23 protein-coding genes are annotated in these 25,901 nt (G+C 57.3%); 14 read left to right on the forward strand and 9 right to left on the reverse strand.

The window, feature by feature from the left end:
- Positions 1–6: 6 nt before the first annotated feature.
- Positions 7–633 (reverse strand): DsbA family oxidoreductase, encoded by a 627-nt coding sequence (locus DQG23_RS20080; RefSeq protein WP_113032665.1) that lies wholly within the window; start codon positions 631–633, stop codon positions 7–9.
- Positions 634–1,032: 399 nt separating this feature from the next.
- On the opposite strand from DQG23_RS20080, the gene DQG23_RS20085 reads away from it, so the two are divergent.
- The 13 genes from DQG23_RS20085 to DQG23_RS20145 all read left to right on the forward strand — a co-directional run bounded on the left by DQG23_RS20085 (position 1,033) and on the right by DQG23_RS20145 (position 14,872).
- Positions 1,033–2,037: a beta-ketoacyl-ACP synthase III gene (locus DQG23_RS20085; RefSeq protein WP_113032666.1), complete on the forward strand. Its 1,005-nt coding sequence runs from the start codon at positions 1,033–1,035 to the stop codon at positions 2,035–2,037.
- Complete coding sequence (locus DQG23_RS20090) at positions 2,027–3,349, forward strand: ATP-grasp domain-containing protein (protein ID WP_113032667.1); 1,323 nt, start codon at positions 2,027–2,029, stop codon at positions 3,347–3,349. The genes DQG23_RS20085 and DQG23_RS20090 overlap by 11 nt, the downstream gene beginning before the upstream one ends.
- Before the next feature lie 3 nt (positions 3,350–3,352).
- Positions 3,353–4,366, forward strand: a complete 1,014-nt coding sequence (locus DQG23_RS20095; protein ID WP_113032668.1) for an NAD-dependent epimerase/dehydratase family protein — start codon at positions 3,353–3,355, stop codon at positions 4,364–4,366.
- Between the two features lie 173 nt (positions 4,367–4,539).
- On the forward strand, positions 4,540–5,391 hold the full coding sequence (locus tag DQG23_RS20100; RefSeq protein ID WP_113032669.1) for an MBL fold metallo-hydrolase: 852 nt from the start codon (positions 4,540–4,542) through the stop codon (positions 5,389–5,391).
- Positions 5,388–6,728 carry a F390 synthetase-related protein gene (locus DQG23_RS20105; RefSeq protein ID WP_113032670.1) on the forward strand — a complete coding sequence of 447 codons (1,341 nt, stop codon included), beginning with the start codon at positions 5,388–5,390 and terminating at the stop codon, positions 6,726–6,728. The genes DQG23_RS20100 and DQG23_RS20105 overlap by 4 nt, the downstream gene beginning before the upstream one ends.
- Entirely contained in the window at positions 6,703–7,863 is a 1,161-nt protein-coding gene (locus DQG23_RS20110) for a GNAT family N-acetyltransferase (RefSeq protein ID WP_113032671.1), read from the forward strand. The genes DQG23_RS20105 and DQG23_RS20110 overlap by 26 nt, the downstream gene beginning before the upstream one ends.
- 121 nt (positions 7,864–7,984) lie before the next feature.
- The gene (locus DQG23_RS20115) at positions 7,985–8,842 is read left to right on the forward strand and encodes an SDR family oxidoreductase (protein WP_113032672.1); all 858 of its coding nucleotides are present in this window, start codon (positions 7,985–7,987) and stop codon (positions 8,840–8,842) included.
- 33 nt (positions 8,843–8,875) lie between these two features.
- Complete coding sequence (locus DQG23_RS20120) at positions 8,876–10,597, forward strand: hypothetical protein (protein ID WP_113032673.1); 1,722 nt, start codon at positions 8,876–8,878, stop codon at positions 10,595–10,597.
- Between the two features lie 512 nt (positions 10,598–11,109).
- Positions 11,110–11,688, forward strand: a complete 579-nt coding sequence (locus DQG23_RS20125; RefSeq protein WP_113032674.1) for a bifunctional transcriptional activator/DNA repair enzyme AdaA — start codon at positions 11,110–11,112, stop codon at positions 11,686–11,688.
- Positions 11,673–12,233 carry a methylated-DNA--[protein]-cysteine S-methyltransferase gene (locus DQG23_RS20130; RefSeq protein ID WP_113032675.1) on the forward strand — a complete coding sequence of 187 codons (561 nt, stop codon included), beginning with the start codon at positions 11,673–11,675 and terminating at the stop codon, positions 12,231–12,233. Before DQG23_RS20125 ends, DQG23_RS20130 begins: the two co-directional genes overlap by 16 nt.
- Before the next feature lie 407 nt (positions 12,234–12,640).
- Entirely contained in the window at positions 12,641–13,174 is a 534-nt protein-coding gene (locus DQG23_RS20135) for a hypothetical protein (protein WP_113032676.1), read from the forward strand.
- 177 nt (positions 13,175–13,351) lie between these two features.
- Entirely contained in the window at positions 13,352–13,930 is a 579-nt protein-coding gene (locus tag DQG23_RS20140) for a hypothetical protein (RefSeq protein WP_113032677.1), read from the forward strand.
- A 177-nt stretch (positions 13,931–14,107) separates the two neighbouring features.
- Positions 14,108–14,872, forward strand: a complete 765-nt coding sequence (locus tag DQG23_RS20145; protein ID WP_113032678.1) for a sulfite exporter TauE/SafE family protein — start codon at positions 14,108–14,110, stop codon at positions 14,870–14,872.
- A 58-nt stretch (positions 14,873–14,930) separates the two neighbouring features.
- On the opposite strand, the gene DQG23_RS20150 is transcribed toward DQG23_RS20145, so the two are convergent.
- The gene (locus DQG23_RS20150; protein WP_113032679.1) at positions 14,931–16,238 is read right to left on the reverse strand and encodes a nucleobase:cation symporter-2 family protein; all 1,308 of its coding nucleotides are present in this window, start codon (positions 16,236–16,238) and stop codon (positions 14,931–14,933) included.
- A gap of 219 nt (positions 16,239–16,457) precedes the next feature.
- On the opposite strand from DQG23_RS20150, the gene DQG23_RS20155 reads away from it, so the two are divergent.
- Entirely contained in the window at positions 16,458–17,435 is a 978-nt protein-coding gene (locus DQG23_RS20155; protein ID WP_113032901.1) for an aromatic ring-hydroxylating oxygenase subunit alpha, read from the forward strand.
- A gap of 314 nt (positions 17,436–17,749) precedes the next feature.
- On the opposite strand, the gene DQG23_RS20165 is transcribed toward DQG23_RS20155, so the two are convergent.
- The 7 genes from DQG23_RS20165 to DQG23_RS20195 all read right to left on the reverse strand — a co-directional run bounded on the left by DQG23_RS20165 (position 17,750) and on the right by DQG23_RS20195 (position 25,725).
- Positions 17,750–18,487, reverse strand: coding sequence for an ABC transporter permease (locus tag DQG23_RS20165; protein ID WP_113032681.1), 738 nt, complete (start codon positions 18,485–18,487; stop codon positions 17,750–17,752).
- 1 nt (position 18,488) lies between these two features.
- Positions 18,489–19,196 carry an ABC transporter permease gene (locus DQG23_RS20170; RefSeq protein WP_113032682.1) on the reverse strand — a complete coding sequence of 236 codons (708 nt, stop codon included), beginning with the start codon at positions 19,194–19,196 and terminating at the stop codon, positions 18,489–18,491.
- Entirely contained in the window at positions 19,193–20,107 is a 915-nt protein-coding gene (locus DQG23_RS20175; RefSeq protein WP_113032683.1) for an ABC transporter ATP-binding protein, read from the reverse strand. The genes DQG23_RS20170 and DQG23_RS20175 overlap by 4 nt, the downstream gene beginning before the upstream one ends.
- A gap of 327 nt (positions 20,108–20,434) precedes the next feature.
- Positions 20,435–21,802, reverse strand: a complete 1,368-nt coding sequence (locus DQG23_RS20180) for a HAMP domain-containing sensor histidine kinase (RefSeq protein ID WP_113032684.1) — start codon at positions 21,800–21,802, stop codon at positions 20,435–20,437.
- A complete protein-coding gene (locus tag DQG23_RS20185) occupies positions 21,799–22,473 on the reverse strand; it encodes a response regulator transcription factor (RefSeq protein WP_113032685.1) in 675 nt (224 codons plus the stop codon). The genes DQG23_RS20180 and DQG23_RS20185 overlap by 4 nt, the downstream gene beginning before the upstream one ends.
- Positions 22,474–23,287: 814 nt before the next feature.
- Positions 23,288–24,013 carry a queuosine precursor transporter gene (locus tag DQG23_RS20190; protein ID WP_113032686.1) on the reverse strand — a complete coding sequence of 242 codons (726 nt, stop codon included), beginning with the start codon at positions 24,011–24,013 and terminating at the stop codon, positions 23,288–23,290.
- Between the two features lie 131 nt (positions 24,014–24,144).
- The gene (locus DQG23_RS20195; protein ID WP_113032687.1) at positions 24,145–25,725 is read right to left on the reverse strand and encodes a glycosyltransferase family 39 protein; all 1,581 of its coding nucleotides are present in this window, start codon (positions 25,723–25,725) and stop codon (positions 24,145–24,147) included.
- Positions 25,726–25,901: the final 176 nt, after the last annotated feature.

Raw genomic sequence — 25,901 nt, forward strand, 5'->3', positions numbered from 1 at the left:
TTTCGCTTATACTTGCTTCGCCTTCTCCAGCGCCTGCACGAAAACGTGAGGCGGCTGAGCGCCGCTTAGCGCAAACTTATTGTTAATGATGAAAAACGGCACGCCCGTTATTCCGACTTCCTTGGCGAAAGCAAGATCCTTCTCCACCTGCGGCAGCTTCTCTTTGCTCACGAGACGCTCTCTCGTCGATTCCCGTTCAAGCCCGAACGTTTCTCCAATCTCAAGCAGCACCTCGATATCTCCGATGTTCCGCCCATCCTCGAAATATGCCTTGTAGATCGCCTCCACGAGCTCCGCCTGCTGTTCCCGAGGGACCAAACTGTACAGCTGGTGCGACAATAGCGTATTCGGCATGTATTCCACCTTCGAGAAATCGAAAGGCACGCCTGCGGCCTTGCCCGCTTGCTCTACTTGCCCGAACATCGGCAAAATATCCGTGCCGGCCGAACCGAATTTTTTGGTCATCGTCTCGCGGAAAGGCAGCCCCTCCACCGGCGTGGTCGGATCAAGCTGAAATGCGCGGTAACGAATTTCCACCGGCTCGTCCTTCCATTCCTTCAATGCCTCAAGCAGGTTCTGCTTGCCAATGCGGCACCATGGACATACCGTATCCTGAAAAATATCAATAATCATCAGCAATCTCTCCTTTATCGTCGGTCGGCAGCCATGAGCCATGAGGCTTGCTGCCCCGAGCCGGCAAAACGGCCCCGTATACGAAGGAGCCTGCGGCAATCCGAACCGCATACGGCTATAGCCCTATCTTACCGCTAACCCAAGCCTTCCTCAAGCGTAAGCCGGTCCGTCCAGGGTACTAGAGAAAATTCGTACTATTCGAAAGCCGTTTTTCATTTACAATGGAAAATAAGCACGTATAAACGCTCGTTTTAGAGACCCCATGGAAACTTTCGGCTGAGAAGCGAAAACATACCGTCTTCGTCAAGTTCGAACAGCACCCTTTTCATATAAACACAGAAGAACGGATTGCTGGCCGCAGCCGGACTTTGGCCGGCCGCTAGCCCAGGAGGATATAAGATGCAAGCAACCAGAAACGTCAAAATCGCCGGAACCGGCACCTATTTGCCCAAACGTCAAGTAAGCGCGAATGAAATGGATCGTCTGCTCGGAACCGAGCCCGGATGGGTGCTGCGCAAATCGGACGTCTCCGTCCGTTACTTTGTTGAAGACGAAACCGCCGCACAGATGGGCGCGTATGCGGTGAAAGCGGCTTTGGCCGATACGGGGCTTACGTTCGCCGACATCGATTGTATCGTTTGCACGAGCGGAACGATGGAGCAGCCGATTCCTTGTACGGCCGCCCTTATTCAGAAAGCGCTGGGCGAAGGCGATTCCGGTACGCCCGCTTTCGATATCAATTCGACCTGCCTAAGCTTCGTCGCCGGACTCGATACGATGTCCTATCTCGCCGATGCCGGAAGGTACCCGCGAATCGTCCTCGTCGCAACGGAAATCGCATCGCGCGGGCTTAACTGGAGCGACAAGGAAAGCGCCGCTTTATTCGGCGACGGTGCGGCGGCTGTCGTCATCGAGCGGAACGGCCGGCCGGACGACCGGTCGAAAATCGTCCATGCCGCCATGCGCACATACGGCAAGGGCGCTCATTTATCGGAAATACGGGGCGGCGGCAGCAAGCTGCCTGCACAGTCGTTCAATCCGGATAACGAACGGGATTTTCTGTTTCATATGGACGGGCAAGCGATTTTCAAGCTGGCTTCCAAAATACTTCCCGACTTCACCCGCGAGCTGCTGGACGGAGCCGGCTGCCGCATGTCCGATATCAAGCTCGTCATCCCTCATCAAGGAAGCGCCATGGCGATGCGGCTGCTGCGCAAGAAGCTGGGGATCGCGGAGGAGCAGCTGATGTACATTACGCCGGAATACGGCAACACGATCGCCGCCTCGATTCCGATCGGCCTTCATGAAGCCGCCAAGCAAGGACGCATACGGCGCGGCGACCGCGTGATGCTGCTGGGCACATCGGCCGGCGTTTCCTTGGGAGGACTCATTTTTGACTACTGATGCGCGAACGGTGGTGCTTACCGGGGGCCGAGCGCCGGCTACGCTCGATATGGCGCGCCAATTCGCAGCCGCCGGCCACCGCGTCATCGTGGCCGAAAGCATGCGTTATCATGTCGCCGGCGCTTCCCGGCATACGGCGCGAAGCTACGCGGTACCGCGCCCGAACATGCAGCCAGATGCGTATATCGACGCACTGGAACGCATAGTCAAATCGGAGAAAGCCGATTTGCTTATTCCGATGTGCGAGGAAATTTTTTATGTTTCGCAAGGCTTGGAGCGGTTGAGCAAGCATTGCCGCGTATTCGCGGAGCCGATCGGCAAGCTGCGCGTGCTGCACTCCAAATGGTCCTTCATTCGGCAAGCGGCCGAATGGGGCTTTGACGTCCCGGCGACGCGGCTGCTCGGCTCGCAAGCCGAGCTGGAGGCGCTCCTTCAGGACGCCGAAGCGGAAGCGCGCGGCGGAGACTGCCGCGCCGGCGAGACTGCCGCTGCCGGGAACGGCCGGCCGAAGCTGCTGCCGCTCGTGCTGAAGCCGGTTTATTCGCGTTTTGCCGCGAATGTTATCGTGCTTCAGGCGGACGAGCTGCTTAAGCACGGCTGGCAATCCGCCGCAAAGCGGCTTAACGTTTCCGCCGAGCGCCCCTGGGTAGCTCAGCAGTTTATCGGCGGCCGGCAAATATGCACGTATAGCGTCGTGTGGAATGGCGCCGTGACCGCCCATGCCGCCTACGACGTCGACTTTACGGCGGGACGCGGCGCCTGCATCAGCTTTCGCCCGTTCCAAAGCCGGCCTTTAGCCGATTGGGTCGAGCGATTCGTACGACAAGCCGGCTTTACCGGACAAATCGCCTTCGATTTTATCGTAGCGGCGGACGGAACGATTTACCCGATCGAATGCAACCCCCGGGCGACGAGCGGCATTCACCTATTCAAGGCTTGCGACCGGCTGGACCGGGCCTTTCTGGAAAGCTGCGGTTCCCCGACGCCTTATACCGCCGCAAATGCGGGCCGACAGCCCCAGCATGCGGAGCGCTCGAATGAAGGCACGGTCATCGTCCCGCAGCCGGAAAGCCGCTCGATGATCGCGCTCGCCATGCTGAGCTACGGACTCGGATCGGTCCGGTCGCGGCACAGGCTGCAGGAATGGGCGGGAACGTTCGGCCGGGCGACGGACGTCGTGTTCCGCCTGAATGACCCGCTGCCTTTTCTGGAGCAGTTTCGAACGTTATGGTCGACGTGGCGGGAAAGCCGGGCACACCGCGTTTCGATGCTGCATGCTTCTACGCTGGATATCGAATGGAATGGAGATTGACCGATGAGAGCACTCGTAACCGGCGCTACCGGTTTTCTCGGAGGCGCGCTGGCCGGGCGTCTGGCCTCGCTAGGTTGGGAGGTCACGGCCGCAGGAAGAAACAAGCGGGAAGGAGCCCTGCTGATCGGGCAAGGCGTCCGCCGCTTTATCGAGCTCGATCTGCAGGACGAAGCTGCCGTTATCCGTGCCTGCCAAGGGCAAGACTATGCGTTCCACTGCGGAGCGCTTTCGTCGCCTTGGGGAAAGTACGCCGACTTTTACGGAAGCAATGTACTGGGAACCCGGCATATCGCGGCCGGCTGCATCGCCCATCGCGTCAAGCGGCTCATTCACGTATCCACGCCGAGTATTTACTTCGACTTCAAGGACCGGTTTGCGATCGCCGAAGACGCTCCGCTTCCCGCCAAACCCGTCAATCTGTACGCGGCGACCAAGCTGGAGGCCGAGCGTGAAATCGACCGCGCCCGGGCGGAAGGGCTTGCTGCCGTAACGATTCGCCCGCGTGCGATATTCGGTCCCGGGGACAGAACCATTTTGCCGCGTTTGCTGCTGGCGAACGAACGGGGCCGATTGCCGCTTATCGGCGGCGGGAAAGCCGTGCTGGATCTTACTTACATCGATAATGCCGTAGACGCGCTTATGCTGTGCGCTGCCGCCCCCGATTCGGTGCTGGGCAAGGTTTACAATATATCGAACGGAGAGCCCGTACAATTGATCGACGCGCTTCGGCAGCTGTTCGGGAAGCTCGGCCAGCCTCTAAGGGCCAAAAAAATCCCTTATCCCGCCGCCTATGCACTGGCCGGTATGCTGGAGCTCGCCGCTAGCGTTTCGGGAAGCGGCCGGGAGCCGCTGTTGACCCGCTACACCGTCGGCGTTATCGCCAAAAGCCAGACGCTTGACATCTCCGCGGCCAAACGGGAACTCGGATACGAGCCGAAAATCAGCGTCGCCGCCGGCTTGGACGCTTTTGCGGAATGGTGGCGCGATACGCGATTATTGAAATTACCTAAAGGCTGAAATATCCAAAGTTATCTGTAAGTTTTCGCGTTAAAATGCCTTTTTCTCGACTTGCAGCCGAAAATAGCTGCAGGTTGGTTTTTTCAGTTATTCCCGCTTTTCCAGCCATAACCTTGCCCTCTTCGTTCAAGGTCCTGAAGCGGATGCAAGCACGAAAGGAGCAGTCTGCATCGATGAAACGCATACCTGTCACCCTGAGGCTGCTTGCCGCAGGCTATTGCACGCACAGCGAATATTTGACAATACGCGGCGGCTCTTTCCGCTCGAGCCGTTTTCCCGCCGGCTTCGCCTGCATCGGACATCCGGAGCTTGGGCCGATTTTGTTCGATACCGGTTATTCGGAACGCTTCTATACGGAGACGAAACGTTTCCCCTACTCGCTTTACGCTCGCGTAACCCCCGTTTTCTTCCGGCCGGAGGAAAGCGCGGCGAGTCAATTGCTTAAGCTCGGGATCGAAGCGGACGAAGTCCGGCACATCGTCCTCTCCCACTTTCATGCCGATCATCTCGGCGGTCTCCGCGACTTTCCGAATGCCACGTTTCACTACCTGCAAAAAGCGTACGATGCGGTCAAGCTCCGCAAAGGGTTCGCAGCCGTACGCGCCGCCTTCCTGCCGGGGCTGCTGCCTGCGGACTTCGAGCTGCGGTCGAGGCCCTTCGACGAAAAGCAAACCGTCCGGCTGCCGGACGGCTACCCGTTCGCGAGAGGGCTGGACGTGTTCGGCGACGGAAGCATCATCGCCGTCGATCTGCCAGGGCATGCAGACGGTCAGATCGGCCTGCTCGTTGCAACCGAGTCGCATGATTATTTGCTGTGCGCCGATGCGGTATGGTCGAGCAAAGCATACCGAGAAAACCGGCCGCCCCATCCGCTGGCCGGCCTCATCATGGCGAACCGCAGCGAATTCCGGGACAGCTTCCGCCGCTTGCGTCTGCTCCACGAGAAATTCCCGCAGGTTCGCATCGTCCCGTCGCACTGCACCGAGCCGTGGACATCTTACGTGAAGGACGGCGTTGCGTTATGATCGGCAAGCTGATTATTTTATGGCACTACCTGCGAACCAAGTACCGGTTTCGCCTGATGGGCCGAGACCGGCTGAAGCGGTGGCAGCTGAAGCGGATCCTGCGGCATCTGAAGGCGGTGCGCCGCCTCTCCCCTTTTTATCGCGAGCACTGGGGCCATTCCTCCTTAGCCGAATGGGAACGGCTTCCGGCAATCGACAAAACGCTCATGATGGAGCATTTCGACAAGCTGAATACGCTCGGCATCCGTAAGGACGATGCATTCCGGATCGCGCTGGAAGCGGAGCACAGCCGCGATTTCAGTCCGATGATCGGCAATGTGACGATCGGACTTTCCTCCGGCACGTCGGGCAATCGCGGGCTTTTTCTTGTCAGTGCGCGGGAACGGCTCGCTTGGGTCGGCTGCGTGACGGCCAAGGTGCTGCCCCGTTCGCTGTTTCACCGGGAGCGTATCGCCTTTTTCCTGCGTGCGAACAGCAACTTGTACGGCAGCGTGGACAGCGGAAGTCTCAAATTCGACTTCTACGACCTGCTCGATCCGCTGGAAGAGCATATCAGCAAGCTGAACGGCAGCTTGCCGACGCTGCTCGTCGCGCCTCCTTCGGTTTTGCGCTTCCTCGCCGACGCCAAACGCTCGGGGCGGCTGCAAATCGCTCCGCTCAAAATCGTCTCCGTCGCCGAAACGCTCGACCCTCTCGACGAACGTTATATCCGGGAGGCATTCGGTCAAATCGTCCATCAGATTTACCAATGCACCGAAGGCTTTCTCGCTTCCACCTGCGCGCACGGCACGCTGCATTTGAACGAAGATATCGTCTGCATCCAGAAGGAATACCTCGATGCGAAGCTGCGAAAGTTCGTGCCGGTCATTACCGATTTTTCGCGCCGTGCGCAGCCGATCGTCCGGTATCGGCTGAACGACATTTTGACAGAGGCGGCAGCCCCTTGTCCTTGCGGTTCGCCGTTTACGGCGATCGAGCGCATCGAAGGACGCTGCGACGACATGGTCTATTTGCGACCGTCCAGACGGCAAGGACCGCTAGTCCCCCTATTTCCAGATTTCCTTACGCGCGTCGTCATTACATCCGCCCCGGTTGTGCAGCAGTACCGGATCGTTCAGCACGCGCCCGACAAAATCGATATCTTTTTGCTTGTCGAAGACGCGGAACGGCAGCGGGTACAAGAGGCCGTGCTTTTGTCGCTCGAGTCTCTGTGCCGCCGCATGGAGTGCGCGCTGCCTTTCGTCCGCTTCCGCGATTACGACCATACGCCGGGAGCGGTCAAGCTCCGCCGGGTAGAAAGGAGATTTGCCCTTGAAGCCGACCATCAAGCTGTATGACGCGCATACGATTGACCGGCTTCCTTGGCCGGACACGGAGGACGGTGAGTATGCCCGCCGTTATTTGGAGCCGCTCGTGAAGCAAGGCACGGACGTTTTTATCGCCAATGTCCTCACCTCCTTCCGCGTCCTGCTGGTGGACGATATCGTGCTCCCGGTTACCGTTAACGAGCGAGAATACGGGAACGCCTACGTCTGCTCGCCCTATACGCATTACGTGACCTATGCGAAACAGGAGCTTGTCATGCTGAACAGCCCTTTGCTCGAACGCGTGCTCAAGCCGGTGCTCGATACGATCGGCCTGCTTCTGAAAGCATCCCGGATCAACAAGGTCGTCCATGTAAACAACTGGCTGCTGTCCACCAACCTCTATCCCGCCCTGTCGGCCGAGCAGCTCGAAGCGGCGACGCTTTTTTTGGCCCGGTCATTCCCCCGTCATGCCGTCGTGTTCCGTTCCGTCAACGGGTTCACCGACCGGACGCTTCCCGGGACGTTCCGCAATATGGGCTTTACGCTGGCGGCGAGCCGGCAAATTTATTTGCTGGATCCGGCCGATCCGTCTTTTATGAATTCGAAGGCAAGATGGCTGTTGAAAAGAGACCATGCGCTGATCGCCAAAAACGGATACAATGAGGTCCAGGCGGACGAGCTTTTGCCGGAGGACATGCCGCGCATCCGGGAGCTGTACAACGATCTATATCTGGGCAAATATTCGGCGGACAATCCGCAGTTTACCGAGCGGTTCTTCCGGCTGACGCTGGAGCGGCGCACGCTTAATCTGACAGCGCTTCGCCATCGGGAGACGGGACGAATTGACGCGGTGCTCGGGTATTTTTACCGGAATGGGGTTATGACGACGCCTGTATTCGGATACGATACCAAGCTGTCTTTGGAAACCGGCTTGTACCGGATGCTTTCGGCCATGCTCATTCGGATAGCCTCCGAAAACGGTCGCGTGTTGAACGAAAGCTCGGGCGCCGCTCAATTCAAGCGCAACCGCGGAGCCGTAGCGGAAATGGAATACAGCGCCGTTTATACGCGGCATTTGCCGTTTTATAGAAGACTCTGCTGGTCTTTTCTGGCAGGGGTCGCTAACGGCATCGGCGTGCCGCTGATGGTCAGAAAGAAGCTGTAACGCTTTCCGCCCTTTTTCGTAAAAATGAACCTCTTGCAGCCGTTACCCGGCGGCGCGGACAACGGACGGTATATTCCGTTGCCGCATATCGTGTGGACTTACATAAGAATTCAAAGGAGAAATGAACATGCACAGCGGGCAAACGGCCACTCCCGTCGCCATCGTTACCGGCGCTTCAAGCGGCTTCGGCTTGTTGACGGCAGTCGCACTTGCCAAGGCCGGTTATACGGTCGTCGCGACCGTCCGCGATCCGGCGCGAAGCGAAGCGCTCTTACAAGAAGCGAAACTCGCCGGCGTTTCGGAGCGGATCGAATGCATGCCGCTGGACGTTACCGATCACCAAGCGATCGAGAACGCCTCCGCGGCGGTAATCGACCGGCACGGACGGATCGACGCGCTCATCAACAATGCGGGCTTCGCGCTGGGCGGCTTCGCGGAAGAAGTGCCGATCGCCGAATGGCGCCGGCAGTTCGAGACGAACTTCTTCGGGCTGGTGGCCATGACGCAGGCCGTGCTCCCCCATATGCGGGAACGCCGATCCGGGACGATCGTCAACGTCAGCAGCGTCAGCGGACTTGTCGGCCTGCCCGGTTACGCGCCGTATGCCGCTTCGAAGCATGCGGTCGAGGGCTTTAGCGAATCGCTTCGTCTGGAGCTGGCCGACTTCGGCTTGAAGGTCGTCCTTGTCGAGCCGGGCGCATTCCGGACAAACATTTGGACCAAAGGCTTCGCCCAAATAAGCCGTACCGAGCAGTCGCCATACCGCGCCAAGCTCGACCGCGTTCTCGACTATTCCCGGCGAACCGCGGAAACGGCCCCCGCACCCCAGGCGGTCGCGGAAGCGATCGTCCGCATCGTCCTTGCCCGCTCTCCCAAGCTGCGCTATCCGCTGGGCCGCGGCTCGCGGATGCTTAGTCTCGTTAAAGCAATTATCCCTTGGAAATGGTACGAACGCGCTGTCAGCCGCATGCTGCGTTAGCTGCCCATTATCGACTTGGAGGTCCGAACAACCATGACGGAATTTGAAGCAAGACGAACCGAAGTGATCGAGAAGGCGGCGGCCGCCGCTCTAAGACTGCCGCTTCAGTCAAGCGGCTTATGGTTTCACGGAGATATGCGGGATAATCTGTATTTTGCGCTGCACCTGTATCTCGCATCATGCCGCGAAGATATCCGCTTACCGGGAGAACGCGGCAAGGCCCGCAAGCTCGCCGAAGCCATGCTGCTTCGCCTGCTGCGCATGCAGCAGCGCGACCCGCAAACGGAGCTTTACGGCCACTGGCCGCTTGCGCTCGGCAGCGATCCGGATAACGCCCGGCCCCATCCGCTGCCTGTCGAGCTGGTCGGCAATTTGCTTTCCTTGTTCGCTATCAAATACAAGAGCGATCTGTCGGAAACGCTTAAGACTGAGCTCCACACAGCGCTTTCTCACGTTTATCGCAGCCGTCTTTATGCTGACGGCCCTGCGCAGTTCCACCATCACGATGCAAAACGCTGCAATTTGCAGCTGATGCTGGCGGTCTACTTCAACGACGCCGAGCTCCATGAGACAGCCGTAAAAAATTTGGACGCCATCCGCAGCCATGTCGAGGCTAACGGTTTCCACGAATACGGCGCGCTCCCTTGGTTTTGGCATTGGATACAAGCGTTTACTTGCTCGTGGGAGGTTAGCGAAGATTCTGAAGCCAAACGGATTGCCGGACAAACGCTCGCTTGGCTGTGGGACTACCGCGCCCGCTGTTATTTAAAAGGCGCCTGGATCGGGCCTCATTCCCGCGTGCTGCCGCACGACACGCCGTCCGACCGCAATACGCTGTTCGACTACGTGCAGTTCGGCGATTTCGGCTTTCCGGCGGACATTGCAAGGCTGGAGGGCGCGGGTCTCTTTTCATACCGAGTATCCCCCGAAGTTATGCAGCTCGCGCTCGACACCGAACCGACGGTATGGGAAGCTCCGCTGCCGCCCCCGCCGGGCCAAGCGTCCGCCCCTCTGCATCAATACATATACCGTACGGGGCAATTTGCCGTCGGGGGCGTATTGGAATATGCCGAGGAATATTTGAACGAGCAGCACCGCTGGGACGTCACGTTCCCTGCTAGCGCCGACGGTGCGGCGAATCAGGCGTTTTTCTTCCATCCGGGTAAAGGGTATGAAGCAGGAGGCGCCCGTCAAGCGAGCCGGCATTGCGAAGTGCTGCTCCATCGTACCGTCGTTGCCGCCTTGTACCCTGTGCCGGACGGGGACGACCCGACTGTCGTCGGCTTTTTGCCTCATGGCGTATGGTCGATAAGCGACAAGCTCTGGGTCGGAGACATCGGCTCCGCGTACCTCGCCGTGCATATGCGTCATAAACCGGCGGCCCGTACAAGCCATCTAGGTATGGCCTTGACTTTGCCGGGCCGGGGAAATGGCGTCGTGCTCGAGGTGATCGGCAAGCAAGAGGCGGAAGAGGTGCTGCTGCGCCATCGTACGCAGTCGGCTTTGCATGCCGGCCATGCAAAGCCGGAGCTCGGCGAAGCAGCCGTGTATGCAGGAGCCGGCGAAACGACCGACCTCCTCGCAGCGCTGCTGGCAAACCGTCCGCCTCAGTTTGAAAGCGGCGGCGGAACGGTTTCGGTCGCTTACCGTTCGCTTGCAGGAGACCGTCTCACCCTGCATGTCGGGCAAGACGGAACCGTTCGCCGTACGCTGAACGATCTGGATCTTTCGATTGCCGCTAATGGTCGAGAGTAAGGTTTAGGAAGGCTAGCAGTCCTTCAAATCTAAAACTACGGATTGATGACCTGGTTACGAAAGCGAACACGGATATCGTATCGTCAGTTATGCACGAATCGTGCAACTAGTGGAGAAAACCTTATTGTTCATGAGGCTGTCCTCACTATTTCGCAGGTAAAATGCTCGTTCTCGCCAAATAGTGAGCCATACGCAACTATCATTTCGTTTGCCACAAGGTTCACTACCCGTTACTCGATCAAATGCCTTACATCCTTGAAATCTATAGGATAAGACTTGAAAGGTTACTAACTGGCGTACCGGACAGCGTTTGGTGGAATCGCTTCGGTTGCCGGCTTGTGTGGAGCCGGATGATTTCGGTGCGCGGACCGCGAGCGGAGATGCTAAGCTAGGAGCAAGTTCGGGACGGATTCTTCGGCCGCGAATCTGTCGAAATCTTGCTGTCCTATTGCCAAAGGTTTATTCCGGCGCCGCCATAGGGGTATAATGTTCGCATGAAGGAGGCGAGACCTATGACGGAAGAGGAACGATTTCAGGCGGTCTACGCTACGATTTTGCGGCGGGACACCCGATACGACGGTATCTACTATGTCGGGATCGCCTCCACCGGAATCGTATGCCGGCCTTCGTGCCGGTCCCGGATCCCAAAGCCGGAGAACGTTCGGGTATACGACGGTCTGGACGACGCCCTGAAGGCGGGATTCCGCCCGTGCAAGCGTTGCCGTCCCGAGGATCCGGGGCGGCACGGGCCCGACGCGCAGCTCGCCCAATCGGCGCTCGAGCTGATCGAGCGCCGGTATGCGGAGCCGTTGACGCTCTCCGTTATGGCGGCCCAGTTGAATATAAGCCCGTACCATCTGCAGCGGACGTTCAAACGCATAACGGGCCAAAGCCCCGCTGAACATATGATGCAAACCCGGCTCGAGTCGGCCAGACACATGCTGGCCCAGTCGGAACTCCCCGTGGCCGACATCGCCAGGGCGGTCGGATTCCGCAGCGCTTCTCATTTCACATCCGTATTCCATCGGGCTTACGGATGTTCACCTCATGCCTATCGGGCTCAAGGAGGTTCGCCATGTCCAAAGCAATGACAGAAGTTTATTGGAGCGCCATCACGTCGGCTCTATTCCAGGACAAACCGCTTTATATTGCCGCCACATCCGCCGGCTTATGCCGGATCACCTGGCCGAACGAATCGTTCGAAACGCTTCGCAGCTGGGTCGAGAAGCACATTCCTGGGGCGCTCTTGCTTGAGGATAAGCGGCAGATGGCCCCTTACATCGAACAGCTGACGCAGTATCTGGACGGAGAGCGTACGATCTTCACCTTGCCGTTCGACCTGCGAGGGACCGCATTCCAGACGTCCGTCTGGCGCGCGTTAGCGCAGATTCCGTTCGGCGAGACCCGCAGCTATTCCGACATCGCCGTCTCGATCGGCAGCCCTGCCGCGACTAGGGCCGTCGGCACGGCGAACGGGGCGAATCCTGTGCCGATCGTCATCCCCTGCCATCGGGTCATCGGCAAGAATGCGGCACTGACCGGCTTCCGCGGAGGGCTCAACGTTAAGGAGCAGCTTCTCCAGCTGGAGGGTTTCCGTAATTACAAGCCGACCGGACACGCCCGTTTTCAGTTTTGATCCAGACGAAAGCCTGAAAGATAAACGCTTCCTCTTCCGAAGCCGTTCCGTTTCGACGAGATGCCGCTCTACTTCGCTCGATACCTGCAGAGTGCATGCATCTCATCCATAGGCGGCCGGTGCGCCGGCCAGTGTCAAAGACGCTGGCCTTTTTGTATGTTAAGCCCCTCTTGATATCCATTTCACATAAACGGACAAAGCACGCCCCGCCTCTCCTGATTTGCACCAAAGTCACTTCTCGTTCACTTCGTATCGATAAAACACTGCTACCCGCCTTACTCTTCATAACGCCCTTTTTACTTGCTTAAGGGTGATTCCCACATACCGCGCTGCACCCTTCCGTATATACTGACAATAAGTACAAGTCCGCGCTTCATGCTTGGACGTTTCTATCGGGAGGTAGGCGTATGCCCAACTTTTTCGTGTTCAACAATGCCGGCAGCCCGCTATTTACGCAATCGACGAATACGTATACCGCTCCCGGCGTCGAGTCGCTGGCCGAAAGCGACGCCGCGAAATCCGGTCTCCTCTTTACGCTTGCCTCGGGCATATCGAGTGTCCCGTCCGGCCAAAACCTCCTCGTTCAGGTGACCAATCCGGGCGGCAGCGGCAAAACGATGTATATATCCCGCATCATCGGCGGCATTACGGCAGCGGCTACGCTAACGATCGCTTCGGGAGGAACATTCACGGCTGCTGCGACTCCCGCTCCTTTCAATATGAATTTCGGCAGCGCAACCGCCAGCTCCATGACGACGAAAACGGCGACCGGTACGCTGGGCGGCAGCCCGATCAGCTTCACCGCGATCCTCGCGGCAGCCGGACAATATACGATCGGCTTCGGAGGCGGCATCGTCGTTCCTCCCGGTGGCGTCTTGACCTTTTCGGCGGGAACCGGCGCACTGAACGCCTCGGCAAACATCATGTGGTGGGAGTTTTAAACCGGATGTTTATCGTCAAAGCGGCCTTAGACCCGGCAAACAACAGCGGCAAAACGTAGGGCAAACGTTTATGTTTCATAAAGCATACCGCCGAACCGCTTCTGAACTAACGGCAACCGCAATCGCCAAACGTCAGCAGGTGTTAATCCTTGACCCCTTGCAAGAAGGAGGTGCGACATGACGAACCACTTTGCCATCAATACAAACAATCAGCCGGTGTACACGTTGGCGACGAACACGTTCCGCTCGCCGGATATCATAGCGACGCAGGAGAGCGATGCAAGCAAAGCGGGATCCATGTACATGGTCAGCGCCACTAATGCCGTGACCCTCGGCCTGCTCGGCGGCTCTGTCGTCATTACGCTGCAAATCGCAAACAACAGCGGCAGCAAAACGATGTACGTCTCCGGCGTAACCGGAGGCATAGGCGTACCGCTTAACCTGCTTTCGTCTCTTTCCGGCAGCTTGTCGCTTGTGTCCGGAGGCACGTTAACCGCTCCCTCCGCGGCAACGCCTGCGAATGCCAACCTAAGCAGTCCGAATACAAGCGCGATGACCGCCAGATCGTCTACTTCGGCTTCAACCGGGGGCGCCTCGTTCATGGCGCTGCCGCTAATCACCGGCATGTTCGTCGTCAGCCTGTCCGGTCAAATTATCGTACCGCCGACGAAGGTGTTGACCGTTACCGTAAGCGCCTCTCTTTCCGTCGCCGGAACGTTGAACAACACCGTTAATATCGCATGGTGGGAAATATAACATCGCCCGTTCAGGCCGGCATAGGCACGAACGGGCGATTATCGTATTCAAGCAACGCCGGCGGATCGTCAGGGAATCATTCCCACAAGATTAACCCATAGTGGATCGGATGTTTTTCCGCTATACTGTTTGCTGGACCATCTTTCAAATCATTTTTATAGGAGCATCGATTCGCACATGGACTTTCCGGAACCGCTCATGCTTTTGTTTCTCATTATCGCCGGCTTTCTTGCGGCCTTCATCGACTCCGCCGTCGGGGGAGGCGGACTGATTTCGCTTCCTGCGCTTCTGCTCACGGGTTTGCCGCCCGGCATCGCGCTCGGCACCAACAAACTGGCTGCAACAATGTCGTCGCTTACCAGCTCGATTTCCTTTTTCGTATCCGGAAAAGTGGACGGCCGTCTTGCCGCGGGCCTGTTTCCTTTAGCGCTGATCGGCTCCGTCCTCGGTTCTTATACCGTTCACTTTATTCCGTCGTCCTTCCTGAAGCCGATGGTTGTCGTCCTGCTTATCGCGATGACCGTATACACCTTTTTGAAAAAAAACTGGGGCGCTGACGCTCAAAAACGAAAACTGACAGCGGCCGCACTTGCAGCGGTTGCGATCGGAACAACCGTTATCGGGTTTTACGACGGCTTTTTCGGCCCCGGCACCGGATCGTTTCTCATTTTCATGTTCCTGTTTGCAGGCTTCGATTTCGTCCGCGCCTCCGGCGCCTCCAAGGTGCTGAACTTAGGCAGCAACTTCGGGAGCTTGGCCACCTTCTTCTTCCTCGGCTCGGTCAACTGGCACTACGGCGTTCCGATGGGCATCGCGATGATCGCAGGCGCGCTGACAGGCTCGCAGGTCGCTATCCGCAAAGGCTCCGCATATGTAAAGCCGCTGTTTCTGATCGTTACGACGCTCCTGATCGGCAAGCAGCTCTGGGACCTTCTCCTGTAGGTCGCGGCGAGGCGCACCGGGCATATTTACGTCCGGTTATAGTCGGGATGATTGCCAGTCACTTTCCCTTCGGAAGAATGAGGTTGAGCAAGACCGTCGCAAGCGCCCCGACCGTAATGCCGGAGGAAAAAATATAGTTCGCGAAGTCCGGCAGTCCGTTCAAGACATCCTTGGGCAGCACGGTCACCGCGATCGTGAACAAAATCGGGAGGCCGATAATCATCATGTTCCTCTCGTCGATCGCGATATGCTGAATCACCTTCATCCCGTTCGTGACGATCGCTACGCAGACAATACCGAAAATCCCGTTAATGACCGGCTCGGGAATGCACGTGATGGCGGCGGACAGCTTCGGTACAAGCCCCAGGCAAACGAGGATAACGCCGCCCGCCATAATCGCCATACGGCTGGCTACGCCGGTAACGGCAATCAGTCCGGCATTCGACGAATAGCCGGTCATCGGCGTTCCGCCGAACAGCGCGCCGACGAAGCAGCCGAGCCCTTCGCCCATGGCCGCGCGGTTCAGCCGCTCCTCTGTCAGCTCTTTGCCGGTTACCGAAGAGATGACGAACCAGGTGCCCGTCGTCTCGATCAAAATGATCAAATACACAAACACCATCGTCAGCACGGCGCTCCAATCGAATATCGGACCGCCGAACGGAAATGCTTTGGGCAGCGAAAGCCACGCCGCCTGCCTGACGGGAGCAAAATCGACCTTGCCGAAAAACGAGGCGAAGACGGTGCCGACCACAATGGCGACGATAACCGAAATGAGCCGAAAAAAAGTGCCCGCCCCCCGCGCCTCCCGACCGAGCAAAATACAAACCACGAGAACGGCTGCCGAAACCGCTCCGATTGCGATGTTTGTTCCGATGGCTCCCGGTGCATGATAAATATTGTTCATAGCCGTCGGCATCAGCGCAATTCCGACAATGACGATGACCGTGCCGCCTACTAACGGCGGAATAATAATGCGGACCGCGCGGGCGAACCATTTAAGCGGATAACCGAGCAGCGCTACGATAAGCGCCCCCGGAATGAGAGAGCCCGCCACCGCACCGAGCCCCAGCTTACCGCCGATCGCGGCTATCGCCCCTATCGGTACGTACGACGGCCCCTGCACGACCGGCAGCCGCATCCCGAAGCCCGTTTGAATAAGCGTGGCCAGGCCTGTCGCAAGAAAGCACATTTGAATGAAAAACGAAGTATTTCCCGCGTCCAGCGACAGCAATCCGGCAATGATGATCGGCGCGATGTACAGATCCATAGCCAAGACATGCTGAAGTCCGAGCACGAACGCTTTTCCGTATCCGATTTTGTCATCTACGCCTACTACCAGGTTGACGTTTTTCTGTACCTGCTCCACCCTGTATGCCTCCTAAGTTGTTGTATGCATTCGAGCTCGCCCGCAGCTTTGATGCTATATCGACGTTGCCGGGTTCAACTGCAGACTGGCTGCCGACACGTCCCCCCCCACCGCGCACTGGGAGCTGCATGCGGTGCAGAAAGCACCCGTTTATCCGGCGGTCGGTAATGCCCCTCCCGTTCGACATGCGAAAACAGAAAGGAAGTCCGCAACATGACAATGCCCGTTCAAGATCCCGTTCTGCGCAATGACTGGATTGCCGCCTGCCGGGCGGCCGACGTTCAAGAGCGTCCTGTGCAAGTTACCGTCCTTGGAGAACGCGTCGTCGTTTACCGCAATGCCGAAGGCGTTCACACCTTCAAAGATTTATGCATCCACCGGGGAGCGGCGCTGTCGCTTGGCTGCGTTCGCGACGGCAATCTCGTTTGCCCTTATCATGCTTGGGAGTATGATTCCTCGGGAGCCTGCGTGAAAATTCCGCAGCTTCCGCCCGGGCAGCCGATTCCCGGCAAAGCGCGCGCCCTGCCTTACGCTTGTGAGGAACGTTACGGGTTTATCTGGATCAATCTTGGCAACAACCGCCCTGACGCCATTCCGCTGCCCGAATTCGCCGATGCCTCTTTCCGCAACGTCATCTGGGGACCGCAGCAGGTCGAGGCAAAGCCGCCCCGCATCATCGAGAACTTCCTTGATGTCGGCCATCTCGCTTTTGTTCACGAGGGTTATCTGGGCGTATCCACTCACCCGGAAATCGGCGATTATCGGGTTCTCAAAGACGGGAACGGCATCCGCTCCGAGGAAATCTCCATCTTCCAGCCCGATCCGGACGGTTCCGGCCAAGCGAAGCACGTCTATTACACGTACGAAATATTGTCTCCACTTTCGGTGAAGTTTACCAAACGCGATCGGGAAACCGAAAATCTGATGTCGATTTTGCTGACCGTGCTGCCCGTTGACGCTGCTTCCTCCATCGCCTTCGGCGTCATGTCGTTCAACTACGAAACCGGAATGGCGGACGAGGAAATCGTCCGGTTCCAGGACATGATTTTCGCGCAGGACAAGCCGATCGTCGAAAATCAAAAGCCGGAGGATCTCCCGCTCGATCTGCAGGTCGAGCTATCGCTCAGATGCGACCGGGTCAGCATCGCCTATCGCCAATTTCTCGCCGAGCGCGGAGTCACGCTGGGAACCGCTTGAGCGGACTACGACCGCCCGGTCCGGATTCAGCGGAACGGTCCCGAATCCGCTTGCCCGCAGCTTCTCGAAACAGTTTCGATGGCGCGCGGTGCTCGTTCACACGGCGTGCGAAATCCAGCAGCATTCGACTCGCTAACCTTTCATTGGCGCCGACGACGGAAGCTCCTCCGCTCACCATCAAATGCAAAAAAAAGCCGATGCACCGCAAAAACGGTGTAACGGCTTTTTTTACTCTTGGAACGTATCTCGATTTCTCGGCAACCGCGCTCTTACCCCGGAAAGAACGGCGCAGCCGTTTAACCTTGCACAAGCTTCTAAATCTCTTTCCGCCGAAAATACGCAAGACCGGAAACGAAAAACAGCGCAAAGCTTCCGCAAATAACGAACAGCAGCGTCTCGAACGAGACGTTAAACGCGCCGAAGCTGTCCTCCGACGACGGCAGCATGGCCAGCATCGGCTGGGCCCAAGGATAATATGGCCCGTATGTGGCCGAGTTGGCGACCAGCATGTTCGGCAGCGTAAAAATGACATTCAGCGCAAGAGGTGCGGCAAAGCTCGCCCAAGCGATCGATACCGACAACTGCAGCGCCGCAAGCGGCAGAGTTGCTACCAAACCGCCAAGCAGGCCTCTCAGCAAAATCGCCCACGGCACGGGGCTCGCGAATCCTTTAAAGGAGCCTATCGCCAACAAACCGGCGCCAAAGAGGAGCTGCGAAACCGCAAGCAGCGCGACGACGAGCGTCAGCTTCGCCACGAATAGCTGCGTCCGCGAAATCGGCAGCGCGAGCACCTGCTTCCAGCCTCCGCCTCCATGCTCGTACCGGCAAATGAAAGCGGCGAAGACGCCGGTCAACAATGGCAAAAACAGCAGCGCATGCGTAACCCCCATATAACTGAACAGGAGCAGCCATTCTTCCCCCTTGCCCGCCTCCGATTGCGAAACGAACCCTACCAGCGATGCCAGCGCCGGGCTGACGAAAATAAGCAGCCATATATTCGATTTACGCAGCTTCAGCCATTCCGAGCGTAATATTCTTACGAAGGTTCCCATCCTATTTCACATCCCTTCGCGTAAAATCGACTAGCCCGGCCGCCAACAGCGCCACGCCCAAGCCCGCGCCAAGGCGCACGTAGTCCCCCGCATCGTCGCCCTGCAGCAGCGGCCATTTCCAAATCACCCAATCGGGCAGAACCGGGCCAAATAGCGTCAGCACCGTGCCCAAAATACCCGCCGTAAGCGGAAGCGCCTGATTCCGCATCGTAATCGAAAGCCAAAGCTGAAGCGCAAGCACCGGCAGCGAGGCGATCAGAGGGGAGAAGCACAGCTTCGCAAGCTTTCCGTACGGAATATCCGTGCCGAAGCCAAGCCCCCAGCCGAGAATCATCGCCCCGCCTGCCAGCAGCGTGCACGAAACGAGCAGCAGAAGCAGGCTTAACAGAAACTTCGCGGTAAAGACGCTTTTTCGGGATACCGGCAGTGCGAGCAGCTGCTTCCACGCGTTCATCTGATGCTCGACGCCGGCGATCATGGACGTCACGAGCGTAATCCCCAGCAGCAGCGCAGGCACGGACAGAAACTGCATGTTCTCCAGCAGTCCCCCCCACAGATCGGAAGCGTACTGCTTCGTCAAGTAATCGTAGCGAAGGCCGAAGTTGACCGCCTGGAGCGCGACGACGCCGAAAGGCCCGAGAAAAACGAGCCCCCAAATCATTTTCCGGCGAATTTTCAGAAAATCCGCCGCCAGCACCCGTCCGATCATAGACTGTTCCCCTCCCCGACCATTTCAAGGAACAAATCCTCCAGCGATTGCTTGTCCTCCTCCACCCTGTAAACGGAATGGTGCGCATGAACAAGATTTTCGACGACGCCCGCCACTTGATCGTCGTGAACGCTGTCCAGCAGCAGCGAGTCCTCGTGCCGGACGGCGAAGCAGCCGCTTGCCGCCACGATACGCAGCGCTCTGTCGGGATCGGATACGGCGATGCGGATTTTGCTTTGCGCACGCGTACGGAGCGCTTCGATCGCATCCTCGAATATCATCGTTCCCTTATGAATAATGCCTACCCGGGTCGCCATTTGCTCCACTTCGCTCAGCAAGTGGCTGGATACGAGCACGGAAATTCCATGCTGCTTAGGCATTAGCTTGATCAGCTCGCGAATTTCGAGAATGCCCGCCGGGTCGAGTCCGTTCGTCGGCTCGTCCAAAATAAGCAGCTCCGGATTGCCGAGCAAAGCGGCTGCGATACCAAGCCGCTGCTTCATCCCGAGCGAGTAGCCCTTGACGGCGCGTCTCGCTTCCTTCGTCAGCCGGACGATGGCCAGCACTTCGTCGATGCGCGATTTGGGCACGCCCAGAATGCAGCGGATCGCCTCCAAATTTTCGACTGCGGTCAAATGCCCGTAATAGGAAGGATACTCCACCAGCGAGCCGACCTTGCGGAGAATGGCCAGCTTCTCCCTCTCCAGCTCCTTGCCGAATATGCGGATCTTGCCCTTCGACGGCTTGATCAGGCCGAGCAGCATGCGGATCGTCGTCGTTTTGCCCGCGCCGTTCGGTCCGAGAAAGCCATATATATCGCCTTTGCGGATTTGCAGGTTGACATTGTCCACCGCCCTGCGTCCCCGGTACTGCTTCGTTAATCCGTTCGTTTCGATAACCAAATTACTCATCAACAATCACCCCGTCACTAATCGTAACGGGGCAAGGTTAAATTGACGTACGTCTCTGTTTAAATTCCGTTTAAAAAACAATGCTTGAGCGGCGCTCCTTCGAGAACGGGAGAGTCGAGAAAAATAAGGAGCTGTGCCGTCATCCCGCGCAACTGTAATGTATGCGATTTTTCATATGCATTCGTACGGAAAGGCTCCATATGAAACAAATGTGTTCGGTTTTTCGCATACATTCATCGAAAAATCCCCAGTTGGAGCAAATGTATACGATTTTTCATATACACCGTGCTATACGGGAGGTAAACGTCTATATTTACTCCCCATTGCCTACGGTTTACGGCTCAGCTTTACGGAGGTGCCTTCCGGCGTGCTCACGATTTCCCACTTCAGCTGCATATCCTTCACCATCATGGAGACGATCGTAAGGCCGATCCCGGCTCCCTTACCGTCGGATCGGGCGTTCATGCCCGGGCCTTTGTCGGCTATGACGATCGCCGTCCCTTCGTCCGCGCTCTCGGAGCGAATGCCGATGTAACGTCCCGAACGGGCATGCCTGACGACATTCTGGAATACATTGTCGAGAATACGGGTAAACCATGCTGGATCGATGCTCCAGAAGAGCTCTTCCTCCTCCGGCAAATCGACGTCGACCTCCAGGCCCTCTTTCTCGAATATAGGATACCAAGCGGCGGCAGACGCGCGAATGAGGCGGAATACGTCGGTCGGCTTGCGGTCGAGCGGGTATTTTCCGGCAGACAGCAGCGTGTAGGAAAGCAAATTCTCGATGAGCCGCCCCAGATAATCCGTTTTGTCCGCAATCATCGCGACGGAGGACTTTCCTTTGTCGGTTAGCGCCTCTTGCTCCAGCGAATACGCATGACCGCGTATCATCGTAAGCGGCGTCCGTAAATCGTGGGAAAGATTGGCGATCAGCTGCCTCCGCAGCGCTCCTTCCTCCTCCTCGCGGATCCGGCTCGCCAGAAGCTCGCTTATCATCCGGTTGAACGCGAGCTCCAGCTGTCCGATTTCGTCCTGCCTGCTGATTGTGAGCGGCAGCGGGATGCCTTTGGAGTCCGTGCTTGTCATCGCCTGCTGCAGACGGACAAGCCGCTTGCGGATCCGGTAGAAAAACAGCCACGATACGAAAATAAACAACAGAAAGGTAAGCCCTATTATTACGGCGAAATACGAAGTGTTGAGCGACTCCTGCTTCATCCGAAACAGCTCCCGCGAAAGCTGAATAACCATAAACCCCTGCTGCGGGTCTTGTCCGACAAAAGCGACGACGGTAAAAGGGTCGCCGTCGATGCTCTTTTTCATGAACGTGATGCTGTCCGCAGCCGTCCATTCAGCAGGAAGCTCCGGCCGCTCGGGCAGCGCCAGCCGCGTCCGGCCGCCGCCGTCCACCCAAAAAAGGCTCGCCTCCGGGTACCGTTCCTTCAACGCATGCAGCTTCCCGTCGATGTCGGCTCCGGTCGAGCCGTTCAAGCTTTCCGCCTCGTTATGCCACATCTTCTCCACATCGGAAGTGCGTCCGTATGCATGCTGCTCCTCCCGGTTGTCTTTGCCGATCGTACCGAAAAACTCCGGCGAGAAATACAGGATCGTAGCGGCCGGAAACACGAAAGGCCACAACAGCAAAGCCGCCATAATAATCAGCAAATACCGGGCAAGCAGCGAGTGGCGGAATTTCATAGCTTCACCCTGTAGCCGATGCCGCGTATCGTTTCGACGACTTCGGGATTGCCCGGGTCGCGCTCAAGCTTCTCGCGAAGATAGCGGATATGGACCATCAGCGTTTTGTCGCCTTCCAGGTAGGGCTCGCCCCAAACCCCTTCATAAATCTGTTCTTTGGTCAAAATCTGGTTCGGATGCCGCAGCATATACGAGAAAATATGAAACTGTTTCCCCGTAAGCACGATCTCCTCCCCTGTCCGCGTATCGACGATCCGGTTTTCGTCCGGAAATATATGCAGATGGCGGAGCGCGATGAGCGAAGAGGACTGCTTCTCGAAGCGGCGCAGCAGCACTTCCACGCGGGCGGCCAGCTCATCGGGATGGAACGGCTTCGTCAAATAATCGTCGGCAAAATGCAGCCCCTGCAGCTTATCCTCGATCGACGTCCGGGCCGACAGCATCAAGATCGGCGTCTGCGGAAACTCCCGCTTCAGCCGCTGTCCGACCGTAAAGCCGTCCAACCCCGGCAGCATCACATCCAGCACGACAAGATCGCAGCCGTCCATGTGCGCAGCCGCCTCCTCGCCGGAGGTCAGCCACTTGACGCCGTAGCCCCGCTCGGTCAAAAACCCGTTGACCCACGCCCCGATCTCCCGGTCGTCTTCGATATACAACACCTTTTTCCCCATCGATTTACCACCCCGCCTTACAGCAATAGTAAAGGAACAATTTCGAAAGTTATTATAGCACGCAGGAGCGAGGAGGCAACTTTTCGTAAAACGGAACAGACTGTTCCGTGCAATTACCCCGGGTAACGCGCAAAATGAGAAAACCGCCTTGCGGCGGACTTAGTGTTCGATATACGTTTGTTCATTGGCGAGGCAATGGGTATAGGCTTGCAACCGCTGAAAGACCACCCATAGCGAAGCTCCTTTACAGGCCCCCAACCGATATTCTTACCTGCTTGTCCCTCCTCGCCCGTCGCTTGCATGCGCTGCAGTCCGATTTTGCCCGCTTGGAATCGAGTACGGCATCCTTTCCCCGCCTGTAGTCCGAAAACGCCTACTTGCAGCGGCTTTTTTTGCTCGGCACACCGACAAACCTCTCTCTAAGCAGGTGAATTCGGTTTACAGCGCAAGGCGAACCCCCATTCCTGGCTTCAAGCGGGCTATTTCGGACTACAGCATACGGAGATCCCCGACTCCTTGCTCGAATCGGGCAAATTCGGTTTACAGCGTATTGGGACCTTCGATCCTTTTTTGAACGAGGTTTGACCGCCGACGTGTGACCGAGCACCGCGTGCCGCGATGGCACCACGCGCCGGGAGGCGCACGCGGTGCGGAAATGACACTGCCTAGCCTCTGTCACGGTAACCCCTCTGCCTTGAAATAAACTCAAAAAAAAGACCGCCTCTCGATAGCAGAACTTCGGCCCGCAAGAGGGTCACTTTTCTCAAAGTGTCCATCTTACGGTTCATAGTTCAAACCGAGAAGCAGCCTTTTTTTATTTGGACGCTCCAGCCGTACCGCCCGCGTCTGCGGTTTCTTGCGCCGGAAACTTGAAGCTTCTTGCGATATATAAAGCCGGCGTCGACGCTACCGACACGACGAATTTGATCAGGTAGGTCGTCAGCGCGATTTGCAGCCATATTTCAAGAGGATAATTCGGATCCCCCGCAAAAGCGATCGTGCAAAAAATAAGCGTATCGACAAGCTGGCTCACGCCGGTGCTGCCGTTGTTCCGTATCCACAGCTGATTCGGCTTCGGGCACAGCTTTTTGAGCAGCGTATAGATTTTGACGTCCAGAAACTGACTCACGAAGTACGCCGTCAGACTGCCTAGCGCCAGCCGCGGCATCATGCCGAAAATCGTTTCAAGCGAAGGCTGAGCGAAGTCGGACTCCTGCGGCTCGAACACGAGCACCATCTGCATAATGATCGTCGACGCGATAAGCGCGAAAAAGCCGAACCATACCGCTTTTTTCGCTTCCTTCTCGCCGTATTTCTCGTTGAGCAAGTCGCTCGCTAGAAAAATCGTACCGTACATCGTATTGCCCAGCGTCATGACCAGACCGACCATCTCGATCGTCTTCGTCACTTGGATGTTGGCAAGCAGCGTCGCAACGCCCACCCACATATACAGCCCGTGCTTCCCGAACATCCTGTAGCAGACCAGGAACAACGAGAAATTGACCAGGGCAAACAGCACGCCCCATAAAACGTTGAACATGTTAGATTCCTCCTAGTTTTGATAACGCGGGAGTTTTCGAACCGCGGCCCGGTTTCCGGGCATTAAGATATCGGGAATAACTATACACCAGATGGAGCGTTTTCGGCTACTGGAAAAGTAAAGCCCTCCCCTTACGATTCCGCCGCCGTTCGCTTCCCGACAAACAGCCTCGCAACCCCCGAATAGCAAACGTAAATCCCATAACTCTGCATAATAAACACGCAGGGCATGATGTCATACCGGTATCTCGTCTGAATTTCAATGACGATATGAAGCGCCGCATAACCCAGCAGCAGGATGAGAAAAAGCTGCGCCGCCGGTACGCGGGCCGGGTGCGGAGTATCACTGGTCAGTTGGCTTCCCGTCCCCTGCGGATGCGGAGTCATACTCTTCTCCGAGGATAAACGGCTGCCTTCGTCCTTGACACCGGCGCTTCCCGCAAACGTCGAGCCGCTTCCGCGATAACCGAACAAAAGCGCCGCCATAGCGATAACTCCCGCCGCCATCAGCATAAAGTAGCCGATTCGCTCGCTTTCGACGAGCTGCTCTTTCAGGTAGGGCCGCTCAATTTGCCACATGCTCCAAACGGGCGCCGTATCCTCCCTCCCCCACATGAAAGCGAACTTGTCGACGAACAGGCGCAGCACCTGCTCCTTGTCAACCAGTCTTTCCTTGAACAGCGCAAGCTCCGCTGCGTTCCGCTCCTCGCCGAGCTTGTATTTGATCACGTATTGATCGTCGTCATACGACCAGCCGCCCGTCGTTTCCCGGTTAAGCCCGACCATGAACTTCCAATAGGGCTCCTGGCTGGACAGCGGCAGCGTCGTCACGCCTGACTGAATGAGCGCGTAACCGGCAGCTTGCTGTACGAGCATGTAAACGGCGATCACGCCGAGCAGGCGGCTCGCCGCACCGATCGTCCTGCCTTTTTGCCACGGAAACAGCTTGAACAGAACGACATAAGCGATCAAACCGATCAGGAAAAAACTCCCCAAAGGCCGCATCAGGTTGGCGGCGCCGAAGCATAGTCCGATCCACAGCCACCCCGTTCGGCTGGTCAGTCCCTTATGGACGGCCAGGCACAGCCCCAGAAAAAACAAAAACGTCGAGATATGCTGATTGGTCAGCACCGAGCACATGATAATATTCGGCACGTACAGCGCGTAGAGCAATGAAGCCGCTCTGCCGCAAAAACGGTTGAACGCCTTCGATGCCGTCGCATAAATGACGATGGCGGTGCCGACGCTCCACGCGATGTTGAATGCTTTCAGCACCAGGAGCGAATCGCCGAACAGCCGGACGAGCAGCGCTTCGTACATCGTAAAGCCAAGCTGATAAACCCACCGGGAAAAATACTCGTTCTCCCCGAACGAAAAATCGCCTCCCGCCGCCTGAACGGCCGCCGTATGCATATCCAGAAAATCCGATACAGGCTGCGTATCGACCGATAAAACCCAAACGATCCGAATACCGGCGGCAAGCGCTGCCAGCAAAGCTATATACACCCAATCGGCCGTATATTTCGTCAGTACGTGTGCCGCAAGAATGATCAAACATAACGCGCCTGCAGCGATTAAAGCGGGAAGCCATTCGCTTCCGGCATGCAGGACCGTATTGCGGTAAACCGGAACGAGCGTCAGCGCGAAGAACAAGAGCCCTATACCAAACAACAGTTTGCCGATTACCGCGTTTCCCTTCCCCGTCCCTTCCATTGGCCCCTTCCTTTCGTGCAAGTAGTCGAACCGAGCAAGTCAAGCATAGGATGTCAGGAGAAAAATAACAAATTACGGCGCCGCTTGCAAGCTTCATTATTATGGGCGGTCATACCGTTGAAAGCGAAATCTGTGACCGCAGTCACGCAGCAAGGCATGACTGTACGATGACCTTT

This window comes from Paenibacillus contaminans (assembly GCF_003285015.1).
Lineage (GTDB): Bacteria > Bacillota > Bacilli > Paenibacillales > NBRC-103111 > Paenibacillus_V > Paenibacillus_V contaminans.